The 15,756-nt window shown below is 37.4% G+C and carries 14 protein-coding genes; 9 read left to right on the plus strand and 5 right to left on the minus strand.

The features are described from left to right. Positions 1-64: 64 nt before the first annotated feature. The 3 genes from ACLKL2_RS18425 to ACLKL2_RS18435 form a co-directional block, all read right to left on the minus strand. A complete protein-coding gene (locus ACLKL2_RS18425) occupies positions 65-1,120 on the minus strand; it encodes a transporter substrate-binding domain-containing diguanylate cyclase (RefSeq protein ID WP_413692737.1) in 1,056 nt (351 codons plus the stop codon). A gap of 80 nt (positions 1,121-1,200) precedes the next feature. Next, positions 1,201-2,463 carry an ABC transporter substrate-binding protein gene (locus ACLKL2_RS18430; protein ID WP_413692738.1) on the minus strand — a complete coding sequence of 421 codons (1,263 nt, stop codon included), beginning with the start codon at positions 2,461-2,463 and terminating at the stop codon, positions 1,201-1,203. Between the two features lie 290 nt (positions 2,464-2,753). Beyond that, positions 2,754-3,263 (minus strand): OmpA family protein, encoded by a 510-nt coding sequence (locus ACLKL2_RS18435; RefSeq protein WP_113817858.1) that lies wholly within the window; start codon positions 3,261-3,263, stop codon positions 2,754-2,756. A 126-nt stretch (positions 3,264-3,389) separates the two neighbouring features. Here ACLKL2_RS18435 and ACLKL2_RS18440 point away from each other — a divergent pair, with 126 nt between their 5' ends. Continuing rightward, positions 3,390-4,883: a peptidoglycan-binding domain-containing protein gene (locus ACLKL2_RS18440; protein ID WP_413692739.1), complete on the plus strand. Its 1,494-nt coding sequence runs from the start codon at positions 3,390-3,392 to the stop codon at positions 4,881-4,883. 180 nt (positions 4,884-5,063) lie between these two features. On the opposite strand, the gene ylqF is transcribed toward ACLKL2_RS18440, so the two are convergent. Continuing rightward, positions 5,064-5,984, minus strand: coding sequence for a ribosome biogenesis GTPase YlqF (gene ylqF / locus ACLKL2_RS18445; RefSeq protein ID WP_413692740.1), 921 nt, complete (start codon positions 5,982-5,984; stop codon positions 5,064-5,066). Positions 5,985-6,521: 537 nt separating this feature from the next. Between ylqF and ACLKL2_RS18450 the strand changes: the two genes are divergently transcribed. The 6 genes from ACLKL2_RS18450 (at position 6,522) to cyoE (ending at position 11,934) form a co-directional block, all read left to right on the plus strand. Continuing rightward, the gene (locus tag ACLKL2_RS18450) at positions 6,522-6,812 is read left to right on the plus strand and encodes a hypothetical protein (protein ID WP_413692741.1); all 291 of its coding nucleotides are present in this window, start codon (positions 6,522-6,524) and stop codon (positions 6,810-6,812) included. Between the two features lie 307 nt (positions 6,813-7,119). Next, entirely contained in the window at positions 7,120-8,079 is a 960-nt protein-coding gene (gene cyoA, locus ACLKL2_RS18455) for a ubiquinol oxidase subunit II (RefSeq protein WP_113817854.1), read from the plus strand. A gap of 2 nt (positions 8,080-8,081) precedes the next feature. After that, the gene (gene cyoB / locus ACLKL2_RS18460) at positions 8,082-10,070 is read left to right on the plus strand and encodes a cytochrome o ubiquinol oxidase subunit I (RefSeq protein ID WP_113817853.1); all 1,989 of its coding nucleotides are present in this window, start codon (positions 8,082-8,084) and stop codon (positions 10,068-10,070) included. After that, a complete protein-coding gene (cyoC, locus tag ACLKL2_RS18465) occupies positions 10,067-10,693 on the plus strand; it encodes a cytochrome o ubiquinol oxidase subunit III (RefSeq protein WP_413692742.1) in 627 nt (208 codons plus the stop codon). The genes cyoB and cyoC overlap by 4 nt, the downstream gene beginning before the upstream one ends. Next, on the plus strand, positions 10,693-11,022 hold the full coding sequence (gene cyoD, locus ACLKL2_RS18470; protein WP_113817851.1) for a cytochrome o ubiquinol oxidase subunit IV: 330 nt from the start codon (positions 10,693-10,695) through the stop codon (positions 11,020-11,022). Before cyoC ends, cyoD begins: the two co-directional genes overlap by 1 nt. Positions 11,023-11,052: 30 nt before the next feature. Continuing rightward, on the plus strand, positions 11,053-11,934 hold the full coding sequence (gene cyoE, locus ACLKL2_RS18475) for a heme o synthase (RefSeq protein WP_113817850.1): 882 nt from the start codon (positions 11,053-11,055) through the stop codon (positions 11,932-11,934). Between the two features lie 523 nt (positions 11,935-12,457). Here cyoE and ACLKL2_RS18480 read toward each other — a convergent pair. Continuing rightward, positions 12,458-13,828 (minus strand): MFS transporter, encoded by a 1,371-nt coding sequence (locus ACLKL2_RS18480; RefSeq protein WP_413692743.1) that lies wholly within the window; start codon positions 13,826-13,828, stop codon positions 12,458-12,460. A 250-nt stretch (positions 13,829-14,078) separates the two neighbouring features. Here ACLKL2_RS18480 and ACLKL2_RS18485 point away from each other — a divergent pair, with 250 nt between their 5' ends. Beyond that, the gene (locus ACLKL2_RS18485) at positions 14,079-14,471 is read left to right on the plus strand and encodes a hypothetical protein (RefSeq protein WP_413692745.1); all 393 of its coding nucleotides are present in this window, start codon (positions 14,079-14,081) and stop codon (positions 14,469-14,471) included. A 190-nt stretch (positions 14,472-14,661) separates the two neighbouring features. Then, positions 14,662-15,741: an alkene reductase gene (locus ACLKL2_RS18490; protein ID WP_113817847.1), complete on the plus strand. Its 1,080-nt coding sequence runs from the start codon at positions 14,662-14,664 to the stop codon at positions 15,739-15,741. Positions 15,742-15,756: the final 15 nt, after the last annotated feature.

The following is a 15,756-nucleotide window of genomic DNA, read 5'->3' on the forward strand; positions in this document are numbered from 1 at the left end:
ACCTTTCCCGCTGCAAAATATTGCCGTGGGAAAATAATTCATTTTATCATTCACATCAATAGTCTTAAATATTTGACTGTACCTGGTTTCTACCTTTCTCTTTGGCTTTGTATAAAGCGATATCAGCTTTTTCAATTAAGCTTTCTAATGTGTCGTCTATTGCATATTCACTCACTCCGATACTTATCGTTACGTTGATATAACAGTTTAGTCTATTAGAAAGGTAGGGGTGCTTCTCTATTTTACTACGTAACTTCTCGGCAACTGTGATACTTTCCTCCAAACCTGCTTTCGGTAGTAAAATAACAAACTCTTCTCCGCCATAACGGGCAAATAAATCATCCACACGTAATGCTTCCTGTATGCATTTTACAAAGTATTTTAGAATTTTATCCCCTGTAATATGCCCAAAGTCATCATTCACTTTCTTGAAGTGGTCTATATCAATGAGCAATACTGATAAAGGTTCATTAAGTTCTTGTGCGGTTTTAAAAAATAACCGCGATTGTTCAATCAAATAGTGACGATTAAAGGTATCAGTTAAATTGTCTTTATAAGCCACATCGCGAAGTAGCTCTTTGGAGTGCTCAATTTTTTCAGTCCTTTCTTTAATTTTTAATTCTAAGCTTTCATTTAACTCTCTTAATGCTTTGGTTTTTTCTTCAATTTGAGCATTCAAGTTTTTGTTTAGTTTATTTAGTATATTCTGACGATACCAAAAACATGCGACGATCAAGACAATAAGTAGAGCTGCCCAACCAAGTAACCTGTAATCAAACGTCTCTATATATTTGATTGAATTATTACTGTCGATCACTGTGGCTATTTTTTCTTGTGATAAATTATGTACTAACTTATCCATTATAGTGAGCAAAGCAGGCTGATCACTCCTCACCCCAATGCCTAACTCTCTTCTTTGATCAAACTTGCCACTGACTTTAAGTTGTCCTAAAAAGTGCTCTTTTAAAAAGTAAGTCACGGCATCTAAGCCATCGATAAAACCGTAAATTTCCCCATCTGCGACTTTTTTTAAGCCACTTTTTACATCATCAACATCCACGATTATAATATTTGGGTAGTTCTTTCGTATAAAGTCTTGTTGAGCATATCCTTTCACCATCGCAATTCTTTTATTTGCTAATAAGTTAAAATTATTAACAAAAGGAACGTGGTACTTAGTAACGAGTACACGTGGAAACACTAAATAGGGGAAGTAAAATTAAGATAAGCTTTTCTCTCTTCTGTTTCTGCTGCTAATGACAATAGGTCGCAGGTTCTTTGTTTTGCCAGCTCCACAGACTCAAGCCAGTTTTCTGTAGGAATGACTTCAAGTGGAATAGGTAGTTGCTCTCTAAAAGTATCAATAAATACTTTGTTGGTACCTATATGGTGACCATGGCCATCTAAACCTTCAAAGGGCAGCCAGTTTGGATCGACACAAATTGTTATTTTTTGCTTTTGTTGTAAATAGGCTTGTTCAGCAGGAGTGAAGAAAATATACGGGTTTTGTTCGTCATAAATGAATCTTTCGTAATTAATCGTTCCTTCATTAATCCCTAATACTTTATATAGATCAAAGCTTTTTTGTATTTTTGTTTTATCAACAACACCTATTTTATCGGTGTTTAAATAGGCAAGCTTCTTTAATGCAACTGCTTCAAAAGTGAGCGCTTCTTTACTTAAATTTTGCTCGTTATATTTCTCGAGTATCACTTTTACTGTTTCATCTATATGTGCAAAAGCATATTCCCAGCCTTTTAACGAGGCCTTTCTAAAGGCTTTGGTAGAAGTTATGTCGTTAGCAATAAAATCTTCACTGGTATATAAGTAGTCACTGTATAGGTCAAAACCATCATATTGTGGTGAGAATATATTAAATTCCACGCCTTTATTTTGTAAATCAAAAGGGGCTTTAGAAATATAAGCAGACATAATATCGGTTTTTTTGTTGATTAAGTCGTTGATATTATGTGAGTGAGGGATTTGTTCTAGATCAGTTAGTTTTAAATGATTAGCATTAAGCATCGCTTTAATTGAGATCTGTTTAGCGTCTGCAACACTCGTCATGATCCGTTTGCCAGGGAAATCCGCAAATGTATTTATGTTTGAGGACTTTGTAGAGAGCAAGGTTAATGGACTTGATTGGAATAAAGCATACATAACCACGATTTTTTTATGTTTTGCTTTTTCTAGGATGAGGTTTTCTTTGCCAACGGCAAAGTCTAATTCTCCCGTGAGTATTTGTTTAACTGTGTCCGGTTGGCTTGCTATGGTGAAAGGTTTTATGGATACAGAAAGCCCCTCTTGATTGTAAAACCCTTTCTCTTTTGCCATGTAATAACCTGCAAATTGAAATTGTTCAAACCAAGATGTTTTTAGTGTTATCTGTTTTAACTCTTCTGAATGTGAGAAGTGGCTAAGAAGCACCAAAAAGGAAATTAATATTTTGATATTTTTAAGCACTCAATAATTCCTTTTACGCTTTGAGCCTATATATACAAATCTATTTGCTAATAGTTGACTATAGCAGAGATCTTCAAAGCAATAGATATTTTTGGGCTTAAAATGAATAAATAATCATATTTTTGTAGGTTTAAGGTAAATACGTATCAAATGGAAGGATATATTTCGAAATTGTAATACAATAGAGAGAGTGGTAACCACTATCAGAATAGATAGTGGTTAATTATGGCATCTCGTTAGTTTACTGTTACAATAATTTGATTAACGGTAATAAACGATGAGATGAAATCTTATTGCTCTTTGTATTTTATCTCTGCGATACGGCTTCTTTCTGAAGAAACATATTCAGCTAATTCAACGGCATCATTAAATACTTCAGCAATAACACGACGGTTCTTCTGAGCACCAATTTCTGTGTTGTTATCATACAATGGAGAGCTTTCACCAAATCCAATCGCTTTGACTTGTGCAGGTTTTACACCTAACTTAATTAACTCAGCTCTTATTTTTACAGCTCTATCAGAAGATAGTTGTAAGTTATAAGTGGCTGTTGCAAATTTGCTGGTATGGCCTTCGATTACTGCATATAAGTCAGTTTCTTTTAAGAAAGTTGCGAACTCGGCGATTTCCGTTTTTTCAGCGTCATTCATATATACAGTTGAGTCGTTTTTAAATTCGACATTTAAATCAGGAACCATTATACAATCAGGGCAATCCTCACCCCCATCTTGTGCAAAGGCATTACTAGCCAATGCTAGTGTTAGAACAGAGGTTGTAAATAGTGTTTTTAGTGTTTTCAAAATAAACTCCTTTTTATAATTTCTGAAACATTTAATGAACTATATCACGAACTGAGAATTAAATAGGCAAATAAAAGTTATTTTTGTGATAAGGTACTTGATATTACTCAACGAAAGGGAAAAACAATGAATAATAACTTCAAAGTATCAGCTATTTCAGCCGCTGTCTTGCTTACTGTAACAGGGTGTTCAGTATCAGACTCATCTAATGAAGCTTTAGCAATTAAAGATCAACAAATTCAAAAACTGAATGAACAAATCGAAGAGAAAAACACAACAATTGCAGCATTAAGTTCTTCACCTTCGGTTCCTGGTGCAAATGATGAGGCTTCAGTTGCTAACTCTCTTATTCCGCCAAATGCTGAATTAGGGCATTGTTATGCAAAAGTATTAGTGCCTGCTCAATACCGTACTGACCCTGTGCAACGTTTAATTAAAGAAGCGCAGTCTAGAATTGAAGTGACACCTGCAACTTATAAAGTTGTTGAAAAGAAAGTAACGATTCGTGAAGCGAGTTCTAAATTAGTACCTGTTCCTGCTACTTACAAAACAGTAACAGAAAACATCATGGTTGAACCTGAAAAAATTACATTGGTGCCAGTACCAGCTGTTTACAAAACAGTGACTGAAAGTGTCATGGTTGAACCAGAGAAAACTGCACTTGTTGCGGTACCTGCGGTTTATAAAACGGTCACCGAAACTGTGATGGTTGAACCAGAGAAAACTGCACTTGTTGCCGTACCTGCTACTTACAAAACGGTAAGTGAAAGTATTATGGTTGAGCCAGAAAAAACTGAGCTAGTGACAGTGCCTGCAACTTACAAAATGGTTTCTGAGCAAGTCCTTGTTTCTCCAGCTCACACCGAGTGGAAAAAAGGGCGTGGTGAAATTGAAAAAGTTGACCACGCTACTGGTGAGATCTTATGTTTAGTTGAAGTACCTGCGGTTTACAAAACGGTAACGACTAAAGTATTAGACCAAGATGCTTACACTAAAGAAGTAAAAACACCGGCTGTTTACAAAACGGTGAAAACAAAAGCATTAGATACAGCACCAACATCTAAAGAAGTCAAAACACCTGCTGTTTACGATACTGTTACTAAACAAGAATTAGTTACACCAGCAACAACAAAAGAAGTAGTAACACCTGCTATCTATGAAACAGTGACTAAACAAGAGCTAGTGACACCTGCAACAACGAAAGAGGTCGTGACACCAGCTGTATATGAGCTCGTTTCAAGTAACGTGTTAGATACGCCAGCAACAACTGAAGAAGTTAAAATCCCAGCAATTTGCAAAATGGTTAAAACACGTGTGTTAGATGTAGCTGCGAAAGAGACTAAAATCTCTATTCCTGCAGAATATGAGACCTATGACACAAGCGTTAAAACAGCTGAACCTTACCTGAAATGGCAAGAGATTTTATGTGAAACAAATACAACTGAAGATGTTGTTTCAAAACTACAGCGTGCATTACAAGCTGAAGACTACAACATTAGTCAAGTTGATGGTGTTTATGGTGCAGAAACACGAGCTGCAGTTAATGCATACCAAGAAGATCAAAACTTAAACAAAGGTGCATTAACATTAGAGACATTAGAGAAATTAGGCGTTCAATAATTATCTAATCATTTAAGTAAGTAGTACTTAATAGCCCACTCATTGAAGTGGGCTTTTTTGTGTCTGTTATTTAAGAGATTGTACTGAGAGATGAGTTATAGTTTGTATTGATGATAACTTGTACCAATACAAACTATTTAAAGTTAAAGGATAGAAGAAGGTTACTTTCTTTTATTATATTTACGTCTTCTCGATTTTTTTCTCAATTTTATTTTCTGCTTGAAGTGCCATCAGCTCTGCAACTTCCACTTTCTCAACTGCTGCCATTTCAGGTGTTTCAATACTTAACGGGCCAAGTGCGCCTGAACGTAACTCATTTAATAAAATAGTGGATACCTTATAGATATCAAAATGCCCACCTGCACGCAAAGCTCCACGACGTTTAGCAATTAATTCCATTAACTCATGGTCTGATTGTGGTACATCATCAAATTCATAGCGTTGCTGTAAACGCGGTAGATAGTGCTCAATAAGGTACTCTGCCGCGTAATATGCAATATCTTCATACTCTATGGCTGTATCTTTAATGGCACCTGTAACTGCTAAACGATAGCCTGAATTGGCATTTTCAATTTTAGGCCACAAAAAACCTGGAGTATCAGAAAGCATGATGCCACTAGGTAAACGAATACGCTGTTGGTTTTTAGTGACTGCTGGTTCATTACCTGTTTTAGCGATGATTCTATCGGCTAAGATATTAATAATGGTCGATTTCCCAACATTTGGAATCCCCATGATCATGGCTCGAATCTGTTTATCTTGGCCTAAACGATGCGGTAACATTTGTTCACATAGTTTGGTGATTTGATGTACTTGTTCAGGTTTACTAGTAGTAATCGCAATGGCTTTGATATCTTGATCTTGCTCTAAGTATTCAATCCATTTTTCAGTAATAGCTGGGTCGGCAAGGTCTGCTTTATTTAATACTTTTATACAAGGTGTCTTTTCACGAATCGCACCTATGAGTGGATTTTCACTACTATAAGGAATACGTGCATCAACCACTTCTATAATGATATCCACCTGAGGTAAAACTTCTTTAATTTGCTTATGTGCTTTATGCATGTGCCCAGGAAACCACTGGATATTCGCTTTACTCATGTATGTTGTTGCCTTTTAAATTTACTTATTTGGATAGTTATTTTCGATAATAGTGGTGGGGATAAATACACTTTATGACCCCATAAAAACTTGATCAGCATTACTATTATAAAAAATGAACATTTATAGATAAATGTTAACACTTATCACTTGTTAACGGGAGAAAATAGATAGAATGGTTTGCTATGTATAGACGCTGTTAATTTGTTTGTGGTTATTTTGCAGGCTTATGATCTCAATATTTAACAATTAATTTAGTGCTGAAGGTGTTTTCTACTTGTTGCCTAGAGTGACTTTGATATACTTGCGAAAATTTAATGACTACCGCTGTTTTTTTGACTTATATCATATTAAGTAATCTAAAAGTAAAGTAGCCATTACTTTCCAGTTCGTTTTATAAAAGCAAATAAGGTTATACCTTTGAGTTTACAGTATCGTCAGCAAACGGAATTATTGTCTATTACCTGTAGATTTTTTTCGTGTGCGCGAAACTTTTTTATGGAACGAAACGTACTTTCAATATTGGTTATTTTATTTTTGAACTTAGCAATACTTTTTCAAGGCATTGTTGAAGAAAAAAGTGAAATAAGCAGTTTGTTAGCGAAAGGCGCATTGCCTGATATTATTTCAGCTAATGCAGTAGGTTATTTCACTAGCCCTATATTGTCTAACCACTTAATAGTCGGGTTATGTTGGTTAATCTTCTATTTCTTTCCTAAACATCGTGCTGCGATGGTTGCTCAAAAAGCAGCTTTTGCTTTTTGTGACACATTGCAAACCTTTATTGTTACTAATACCCGTGGTTGTCGTGCACCACCTCAGGTATAGGTTAAATAGTTATTTTAAAAATGGGTGTTACTCATTTTTATAATGTTATTTAGCCGCATTTAGTTACTTTTCTCTTATTGTTTTCATTCATGTTTTTTATCAGCGATGAAAACGTATTTGAGAATAATCTTATACTGTTGTATTTAGTACTTGATACAACATCTTTTAACTTTAGGTTATAGCAATACGTTTAATTAACATGTGTCAAAGTAGGTAATAAAAGTGCGTGAAAGGATTTATTTTTCACTTATTTTTACTAGTCACTTGCATAGATAGTTACACGGATTGGTATTAGTAGGATGGTCCATTGTTAATTCGTAACCTTTGTAATATAGCTTTAGCTAGCATAGTCTTGACCTTGTCAGGCTGTAAAGGCGGAGTACTCGATCCAAAAGGACAGATCGGCTACGATGAGAAAAATCTTATCATCATAGCTACCGTTCTTATGTTGCTCGTAGTTATTCCCGTCATCGTAATGACTTTATATTTTGCATGGAAATATAGAGACTCCCGAACTCATGAAATATACGCACCGAAATGGGCTCATTCTACTAAGATTGAAGCTGTCGTTTGGGCTGTGCCTATTTTAATCGTTCTTGTTTTAGGTGTCATCACATGGGAATCAACACATCGTTTAGACCCATATAAACCACTTGAAGGTAAAGGTGAACACATTACCGTTGAGGTGGTGTCATTAAACTGGAAATGGTTATTTATTTATCCTGAGCAAGGCATTGCTACGGTAAATGAATTAGTGTTCCCTGCTAATGTACCTGTTGAGTTTAAGATCACATCAGAAAGCACGATGAATTCATTCTTTATTCCACAGTTAGGCAGCCAAATTTATTCAATGGCTGGCATGCAAACTAAATTGCACTTGATTGCTGATGAACCTGGTACGTTCAAAGGTATTTCAGCTAACTACAGTGGTGCAGGCTTCTCTGGAATGAAATTCAATGCTATTGCAACACCAACGCAAGCGAACTTTGACGATTGGGTAAGTAATATTAAAGCTCAGGGTAATACATTAACTAAAGATGGTTACTATGAACTAGCTGAACCTACTGAAAACCATCCTGTTACTTATTACGGTAATGTTGAAGACGATTTATTCCACACAATCCTGATGAAGTTCATGGTGCATATGTCAGGTAAAAATGACATTTCTGAAATGAAAGGTATGGAGCATAAAATGGGTGAACATAAAGATCATTCAGGACACTCGGATCATTCAGCGCATTCATCTCACACCCAAGGCGAGGAGTAATCATGTCGTTTTTAGGTAAAATAACTATGGATGCAATTCCACTTCATGATCCCATTCTTGTGGTGACCATGATCGGTATTGCTATAGGTGGCCTCGTTTTATTAGGGCTTATTACAAAATACAAAAAATGGGGCATATTATGGCGTGACTGGATCACTTCAGTTGACCACAAACGCCTTGGTATCATGTACATCATTCTTGCATTAATCATGTTATTCCGTGGTTTCAGTGATGCAATCTTGATGCGTTCACAATTAGCATTGGCAACCAATGGTTCGCCTGGCTATTTACCGCCAGAGCATTACGACCAAATCTTTACGGCACACGGTGTCATTATGATCATCTTTATGGCAATGCCATTCATGGTTGGTTTAATGAACATCATCTTGCCACTACAGATTGGTGCGCGTGATGTTGCTTTCCCATTCTTAAACAACTTAAGCTTCTGGCTAACTGCAAGTGGCGCGATCTTAATGAACATTTCACTGGTATTTGGTGAGTTCGCTAAGACAGGTTGGGTAGCTTATCCTCCGCTTTCGGAGTTGACCTTTAGCCCTGGGGTGGGGGTCGATTATTATATTTGGGCCTTGCAGATATCGGGACTGGGTACACTGTTAACTTCTGTTAACTTCCTAGTGACGGTATTTAAAATGCGTGCTCCTGGTATGACCTTAATGAAAATGCCTATTTTCACTTGGACTTGTACTTGGGCAAACATCCTAATTGCTGCTTCATTCCCAATTTTAACTGCTGTATTAGCAATGTTAACACTTGACCGTTACATGGATTTCCACTTCTTCACCAATGATCTTGGTGGTAATTCAATGATGTACATCAACCTGTTCTGGGCATGGGGTCATCCTGAAGTTTACATTCTAGTATTACCGGCATTTGGTATATTCTCAGAAATTATCTCTACATTTACGGGTAAACGTTTATTTGGTTACAAATCGATGATTTACGCAAGTGGTGCTATTTCTATCTTAGGCTTCATCGTTTGGTTACATCACTTCTTTACAATGGGATCAAGTGCTAACGTTAATGCCTTCTTTGGTGTAATGACCATGATTATTGCGGTACCAACTGGTGTGAAACTATTTAACTGGTTATTCACCATCTACCGCGGACGTTTACGTATCACGGTACCAGTATTATGGACACTTGGTTTCATGGTGACCTTTACTATCGGTGGTATGACAGGCGTACTATTAGCTATTCCTGGTGCTGACTATGTATTACATAACAGCTTATTCCTAATCGCTCACTTCCATAACACAATTATCGGTGGTGCTGTATTTGGTTACCTAGCTGGTTTTGCTTTCTGGTTCCCTAAAGCGATGGGCTTCAAGCTTAATGAAAAATGGGGCAAGGTATCTTTCTGGTGCTGGATTGTTGGTTTCTTCGTAGCATTTATGCCGTTATACGTACTAGGTTTCCTAGGTATGACTCGTCGTCTAAATCATACTAATACACCTGAGTGGAACTTCTGGTTATACCTAGCTGCTGTTGGTGCGATCATTATTATGTTCGGTATTATTGCGCAAGTGATTCAACTATACGTGAGCTTTAGAGACCGTGAAGCGCTTGATGATAAAACAGGTGATCCATGGAACGGTCATACACTTGAGTGGGCGAGTACGTCACCACCACAAGCGTATAACTTTGCTGTCATTCCACACGTTGATGATATTGACGCTTGGACAGATATGAAAGAAAAAGGTCAAGCTTACGTTACTAAAGAAAGCTACAGCCCGATTCATATGCCTAAGAATACCTCTGCGGGTGTCCTAATGGGTGCTACATTAACTATTTTCTGTTTTGCGATGGTTTGGCATATCTGGTGGTTAGCAGGTGCTGGTCTAATTGGTGCGATTGCGGTGTTTATTAAACGCTGTTACTGCAACGATGTTGATTACTATGTACAACCAGATGAGATTCTTGAAACTGAAAAAGCATTTAATTTAAGTGGCCGTGAAGGAGTTAAAGCATGAGTACGCTTTCAGCAGATTTAGCATCTACTAATGTAGATGCTGCATCAACACATGATGATCATCATGATACATCAGGTGATACCGTATTTGGTTTCTGGTTATACCTAATGACGGATTGTCTATTATTTGCCTCGTTTTTTGCTACCTACGCTGTGTTGTTTATGAACACAGCAGGTGGAGTGTCAGGTAAAGACATTTTTGAACTGGATTTTGTTGCTGTGGAAACAGCAGCATTATTGTTAAGTAGTATTACTTTTGGTTTTGCAATGATTGCAGCGCAAGGCCAGAAGAAAGCATTAACATTAATCTGGTTATTAGTAACGTTTTGTTTAGGTGCAGTGTTCATCGGCATGGAAATCTACGAATTCCATCACTTGATCGTTAATGGTCATGGCCCACAACACAGTGCTTTCTTAAGCTCATTCTTTGCATTAGTTGGTTTACATGGTTTACATGTAACAGCTGGTTTAATCTGGATGACTATTATGATGATTGAAGTGGCTCGTCGTGGTTTAGGTAAAGCGACGGTAACACGTTTAAGCTGCCTAAGCTTATTCTGGCACTTCCTAGACATCGTTTGGATTTGCGTATTTACCGTTGTTTACTTAATGGGGGCAATGTAATGAGTCAAGATACACATCATGATGAATCACACGGTACTGTTAAAAGTTACTTAGTTGGCTTTGTGCTATCAGTTATTTTAACGGCTATCCCATTTTACATGGTAATGGGTGGTGATTACTCTAAAATTACTACTATTTGGACAATCGTTACTTTAGCGATTATTCAAATCTGGGTGCATTTAAAATACTTCTTACACCTAAACTTTATTACTGAAGATGGCCGTGCAAATAGCTTCTCATTCCTATTTAGTGCATTGATTATTGTCATGGTAGTAGGTTTGTCTGTTTGGATTATTTATGAATCAAACGCAATGATGATGCACTTCTAGATTCTAGTGTATTTTCAAAAGAGGTTAGAGATGTTTCGTCGTTATCTAAGTGTAACTAAACCTGGCATTATCATGGGTAACTTCATCAGTGGAGCGGGTGGTTTTCTACTTGCTTCGCGTGGTGATGTAGACCTATGGTTAATGTGTGCCACGTTAATTGGTTTATCACTGATCATAGCATCGGGGTGTGCAATCAATAACGTGATTGATAGGGATATAGATGTGGTGATGGCACGTACTCGTAAGCGAGTTACCGTCACTGGCGAAATGTCTGCATTCTGTGCGTTGTCTCACGGCGTAGTATTAGGTATTGCAGGTTTTGGTCTGCTTATTGCCTATACGACGCCGGCAGCAGTACTTTCTGGTTTGTTTGGTTACTTCATCTATGTTGTTGTTTACAGCTTATATATGAAACGTAAATCTGTGTACGGTACCTTTGTTGGTAGTTTATCTGGTGCAGTGCCGCCTGTTGTGGGTTACTGTGCAGTGACAGGTCAGTTTGATATGGCAGCGGTTATTTTATTAGTCATGTTCAGTTTGTGGCAAATGCCACACTCTTACGCGATTGCTATTTTCCGCTTTAAAGATTATCAAGCAGCGAATATACCAGTATTACCAGTATCACAAGGTATTGATAAAGCGAAGCAACGTATTGTTATTTATATCGCAATCTATGCATTAGTGGTGATGTTATTGCCTATTGCTGGTTTTACAGGTTTAGCCTTTATGGCGGTTGCTTGTATCACTAGTTTCTGGTGGTTACTAATGGCTTTACGTGGCTACCGTCGTGATGTTGATATCGTTGGTTGGGCACGTCGAGTATTCGCATTTTCAATTGTGAATATTACAGCATTAAGTATTGCGATGGCTTTAGATTACCAAAGCATTGCACCGCAAGCGTTCAGCTTTTAACTAAACAGTTAAATGTATTTATTGAAGGCCTTGAGTGAGAACTCGGGGCCTTTTTTTTGTTTTTAAAAAACCAATCGTAGTTTTATAGCCATCACCCCAATGACATTAATTAACTGATCTAGCTTACTTGTTAAACTAATACCAATCACACTAAGTAACTGAGTTATTTTACTTGTTAACATAACTGATTCCTTCGTTGTAATTTTCGCAAATAAAACAACTATTAAAGCATTAACATCGTTTGATTAATTCTCCGATAGACTATTAACGAAGTTAATCGTCGAAAGGCTTAAATTACGCCTTGAACTAAGCCATTTCTCCTGCGCAATATTGAGATCACTTATTTAAAAAATTAGTATTAGACCTTCAGAGTAAGTGTAGGTTTTTACTTGGCACTTTATAAAAGATATAGGTGCATTACTTGATATAAGCTTAGTGCAGAGGAATTGGAGTAAGGATTATTAACAGGGAAGGTGTGGCAGAGGTGCAACCTATGCACCAGTACCACTGGTAATATAAAGAGTTATTTAGGTTGGTTTAATAGAGCTTTAATATCGGCAATATTGACAATCTTCTCATCAATTTTCAGGTAAGCGATGGCCTCGGTAAAGACAATCGTTGCTTCTATTACACCTGGCATATTGATTAGCTGCTCTGCGACTTCGCCAGCTTTCTTTTCATTTTTGACATTAATAGCAAAACTAAAGTTTTTAGATTTTCTTAGTGCTCGCATGCTTAAAGACACCAAAAACCAAGCGGCGCTAATGATCGACATTGCAAGAAAAATAGCTTGTTCACCGAATTCACCAGCAATTAATCCCCCTAATACTCCACCTGTAAAAGCCCCTAGGAACTGACTGCTTGAATAGATACCCATCACGCTGCCTTTTACCCCAGCCGGTGAAATACGAGACAAAAGAGAGGGCATGGTTGCTTCTAAATAGTTAAAGGCAGTAAAGAACAATACTACCATTACTACTAAACTAGTAAAACCGGTAGGCAGGTACCACAGTAAAAACAAAGATAGAGTGAGTAATAAAACCGATGCTGATAACATTTGCTTCTCTTTTTGTTTTTTGATGGCAAATATCATAAATGGAATCATCAGGAAAAATGAGCCGATTAACGTGGGTAGGTATAATTGCCAATGATCTTCTAGCATTAAACCACTTTCTACAAACTGTTTAGGTAAAGTAATAAAACACGCTGTCATAGCCATATGTAATGTAAATACCCCAAAATTAAGTCGTGATAATTGTGGGTGACGGATTAATTTTTTGAGTTGTGTTGGTAAGGCAACACTATCGCCACGAGGCGCTTTATTAATGGAGTTAGGTACAAAGAATTGAATCAAAAACATGGCTAAAATAGTTAATACTGCAATAAACCAAAATAACCCACTTAAACCAAAGGCTTCAGCGGTAATAGGGCCTACCACCATCGCAATAGTGAAAGATAAACCGATAAACATACCGATAGTCGCCATCACTTTAGGTCGTTGTTCTTCTCGACTTAGGTCAGCAGCAAGGGCTAGAATCGCACTGGCAATTGCGCCCATTCCTTGTAATGATCGTCCAAATACTACGCCATAAATAGTATCTGACATGGCAGCTACAATACTACCGAGTAAGAAGATAAGTAAACCAATCAGGATAATCGGTTTACGTCCATATTTATCAGATAAAATGCCCATTGGAATTTGTAGCATCGCTTGGGTTAAGCCGTAGGCACCAATAGCGATACCGATCCAAACAGGGCTATAGCCAATGAGTTGTTCGCCATAAATGGCAAAAATGGGTAGGATCATAAATAGACCCAACATACGAAGACCAAAAACAGCGGCTAATGAAAAGGCTGCTCTTTTTTCAATGCTATTTAAACCAGTACTACTCATAAAATATTATAACTCTGTTGTTGTGAGGCCTTAAGCAAGGGGAAGCCACAGGTGAGGAGCGATATTTTATCATGGACATCAAGGTAAACAACCTTGTAATTTGTAGGTGAATTATTAAGCTTTGAATGTTTCATTGATCCTTTTCCAATTTACTAAAAGGTTTCAACGCTGGCTTATCTTTCTATCATTCCAGTACAACCCATGTTAATAATAAACGTCTGTTATCTTTTTTATAAAGGGCGTTTCTATTTTGAATACAATCACAATACCGGTCATTACATCCGATGTAACAGGTCTTTCTGTTTTTAAAGAGGTTGAATATTCTGTTGAAGATTATAACGGCTTAATGATCAGCGAACGACAGGGGGCGTTGAATTTTCGCTATCGAATCAGTGAACCTGGCTATTTTAGTACTTGGCATGTTGCGGGCGATCCAACACTAATCATTATTCGCTCAGGAACCTTAAGAATGACCTTACGTAATGGTGAGTATCGAGATTTCTCTTCCGGCGACCTGTTTATAGCACAGGATAAGTTAGATAATAATGAGGTGTTTGATCAACAAAAAAATGGTCATACAGCGGAGTTAATTGGTGAGCAGTTACTTCAAGCTGTACATATTAAACTTAGTAAGCCGGTATAGTAAGTGGTTACTTATTTTGAGGTGCCTTGATTATAAAACGTATAATAGAGAGTTAATTGTTGTTATTTAGACAATAGTTAATTGTATTTAGGTCTATTGTTGTTAATGTTTTATGGTATTAATATGCAACTCCAAAGTTATTATTGTAGCGTTAATCGACGCTGCTTATTGTTGAAATTAGGAGTTATTGATGACTTTAGCTGAAAATAAATTATTTCAAGCTGTCTCTGTGGGTGATGTTGAACTAGCGAATCGTATTGTAATGGCGCCATTAACGCGTACGCGTGCTCCTAATCACCAACCAAATGCATTGATGGCGGAATACTACGCTCAACGTGCAAGTACTGGTTTGCTGATCACTGAATGTACTATGGTCAGTGAAAATACTTCTTCATTTGGTGATGATCCTGGTATCTACTCACAACAACAAATCGAAGGCTGGAAGTTAACTACAGAAGCAGTACATCAAGCCGGTGGTCGTATTTTTATGCAAATATGGCATGCCGGGCGTGCGGCTCATCCATTACTTAATGGTGGTAAAGAAGCCGTTGCGCCAAGTGCGATTGCTATTGAAGATGTAACACATACACCAGAAGGTAAAAAGCCTTATACAGTACCACGTGAATTAAGTGTTGAAGAAATCAAAGAAATTGTTGCAGATTTTCGTCAAGCTGCGCTTAATGCAAAAGAAGCAGGGTTTGATGGAGTAGAGATTCATGGTGCGAACGGGTACTTAATTGATCAGTTCCTGCGAGATAGTGCCAATAAACGAACAGACCAATATGGTGGTTCTTTTGAGAATCGTTCTCGCTTCTTACGAGAGGTGATAGAGGCTGTAACTGAAGTAATGGGAAGTGGGCGAGTAGGTTTGCGTTTATCACCTTTAAATAGCTTTAATAGCATGAAAGATAGCGATCCTATTGCTTGGTTAACTTACCTTGCCACTATGTTGAATCAGTATCAGTTAGCTTACTTACATGTGATGCGTGCCGACTTTTTTGGTTTGCAGAAAGCTGATGTTATTCCGGTAGCAAGAGAAGCTTATCAAGGGCATCTAATGGTGAATATGGGATACGGAGCAGCAGAAGCGGCTGAGGTTATCAGTAATAACCAAGCTGACAGTGTTGCTTTTGGTACCAGTATTTTAGCCAACCCTGACTTTGTAGAACGCATTCAACAAGGAGTAGAGTTGAACACGCCTGAGCAAAGTACCTTTTATACACCTGGTGCAGAGGGTTATACAGATTATCCTTTTATGGATGCGTCATAATAATATTATTTTATA

This window comes from Psychromonas sp. KJ10-2 (genome assembly GCF_047323255.1).
Taxonomy (GTDB): Bacteria; Pseudomonadota; Gammaproteobacteria; order Enterobacterales; family Psychromonadaceae; genus Psychromonas.

Excerpts from the sequence above, each read along its gene's own strand:
- cyoC (WP_413692742.1), top strand. The coding sequence starts at position 10,067 with ATGAGTACGCTTTCAGCAGATTTAGCATCTACTAATGTAGATGCTGCA.
- cyoB (WP_113817853.1), top strand. The coding sequence starts at position 8,082 with ATGTCGTTTTTAGGTAAAATAACTATGGATGCAATTCCACTTCATGAT.
- cyoE (WP_113817850.1), top strand. The coding sequence starts at position 11,053 with ATGTTTCGTCGTTATCTAAGTGTAACTAAACCTGGCATTATCATGGGT.
- ACLKL2_RS18425 (WP_413692737.1), bottom strand. The coding sequence starts at position 1,120 with ATGGTGAAAGGATATGCTCAACAAGACTTTATACGAAAGAACTACCCA.
- ACLKL2_RS18440 (WP_413692739.1), top strand. The coding sequence starts at position 3,390 with ATGAATAATAACTTCAAAGTATCAGCTATTTCAGCCGCTGTCTTGCTT.
- cyoD (WP_113817851.1), top strand. The coding sequence starts at position 10,693 with ATGAGTCAAGATACACATCATGATGAATCACACGGTACTGTTAAAAGT.
- ylqF (WP_413692740.1), bottom strand. The coding sequence starts at position 5,984 with ATGAGTAAAGCGAATATCCAGTGGTTTCCTGGGCACATGCATAAAGCA.
- ACLKL2_RS18480 (WP_413692743.1), bottom strand. The coding sequence starts at position 13,828 with ATGAGTAGTACTGGTTTAAATAGCATTGAAAAAAGAGCAGCCTTTTCA.
- ACLKL2_RS18490 (WP_113817847.1), top strand. The coding sequence starts at position 14,662 with ATGACTTTAGCTGAAAATAAATTATTTCAAGCTGTCTCTGTGGGTGAT.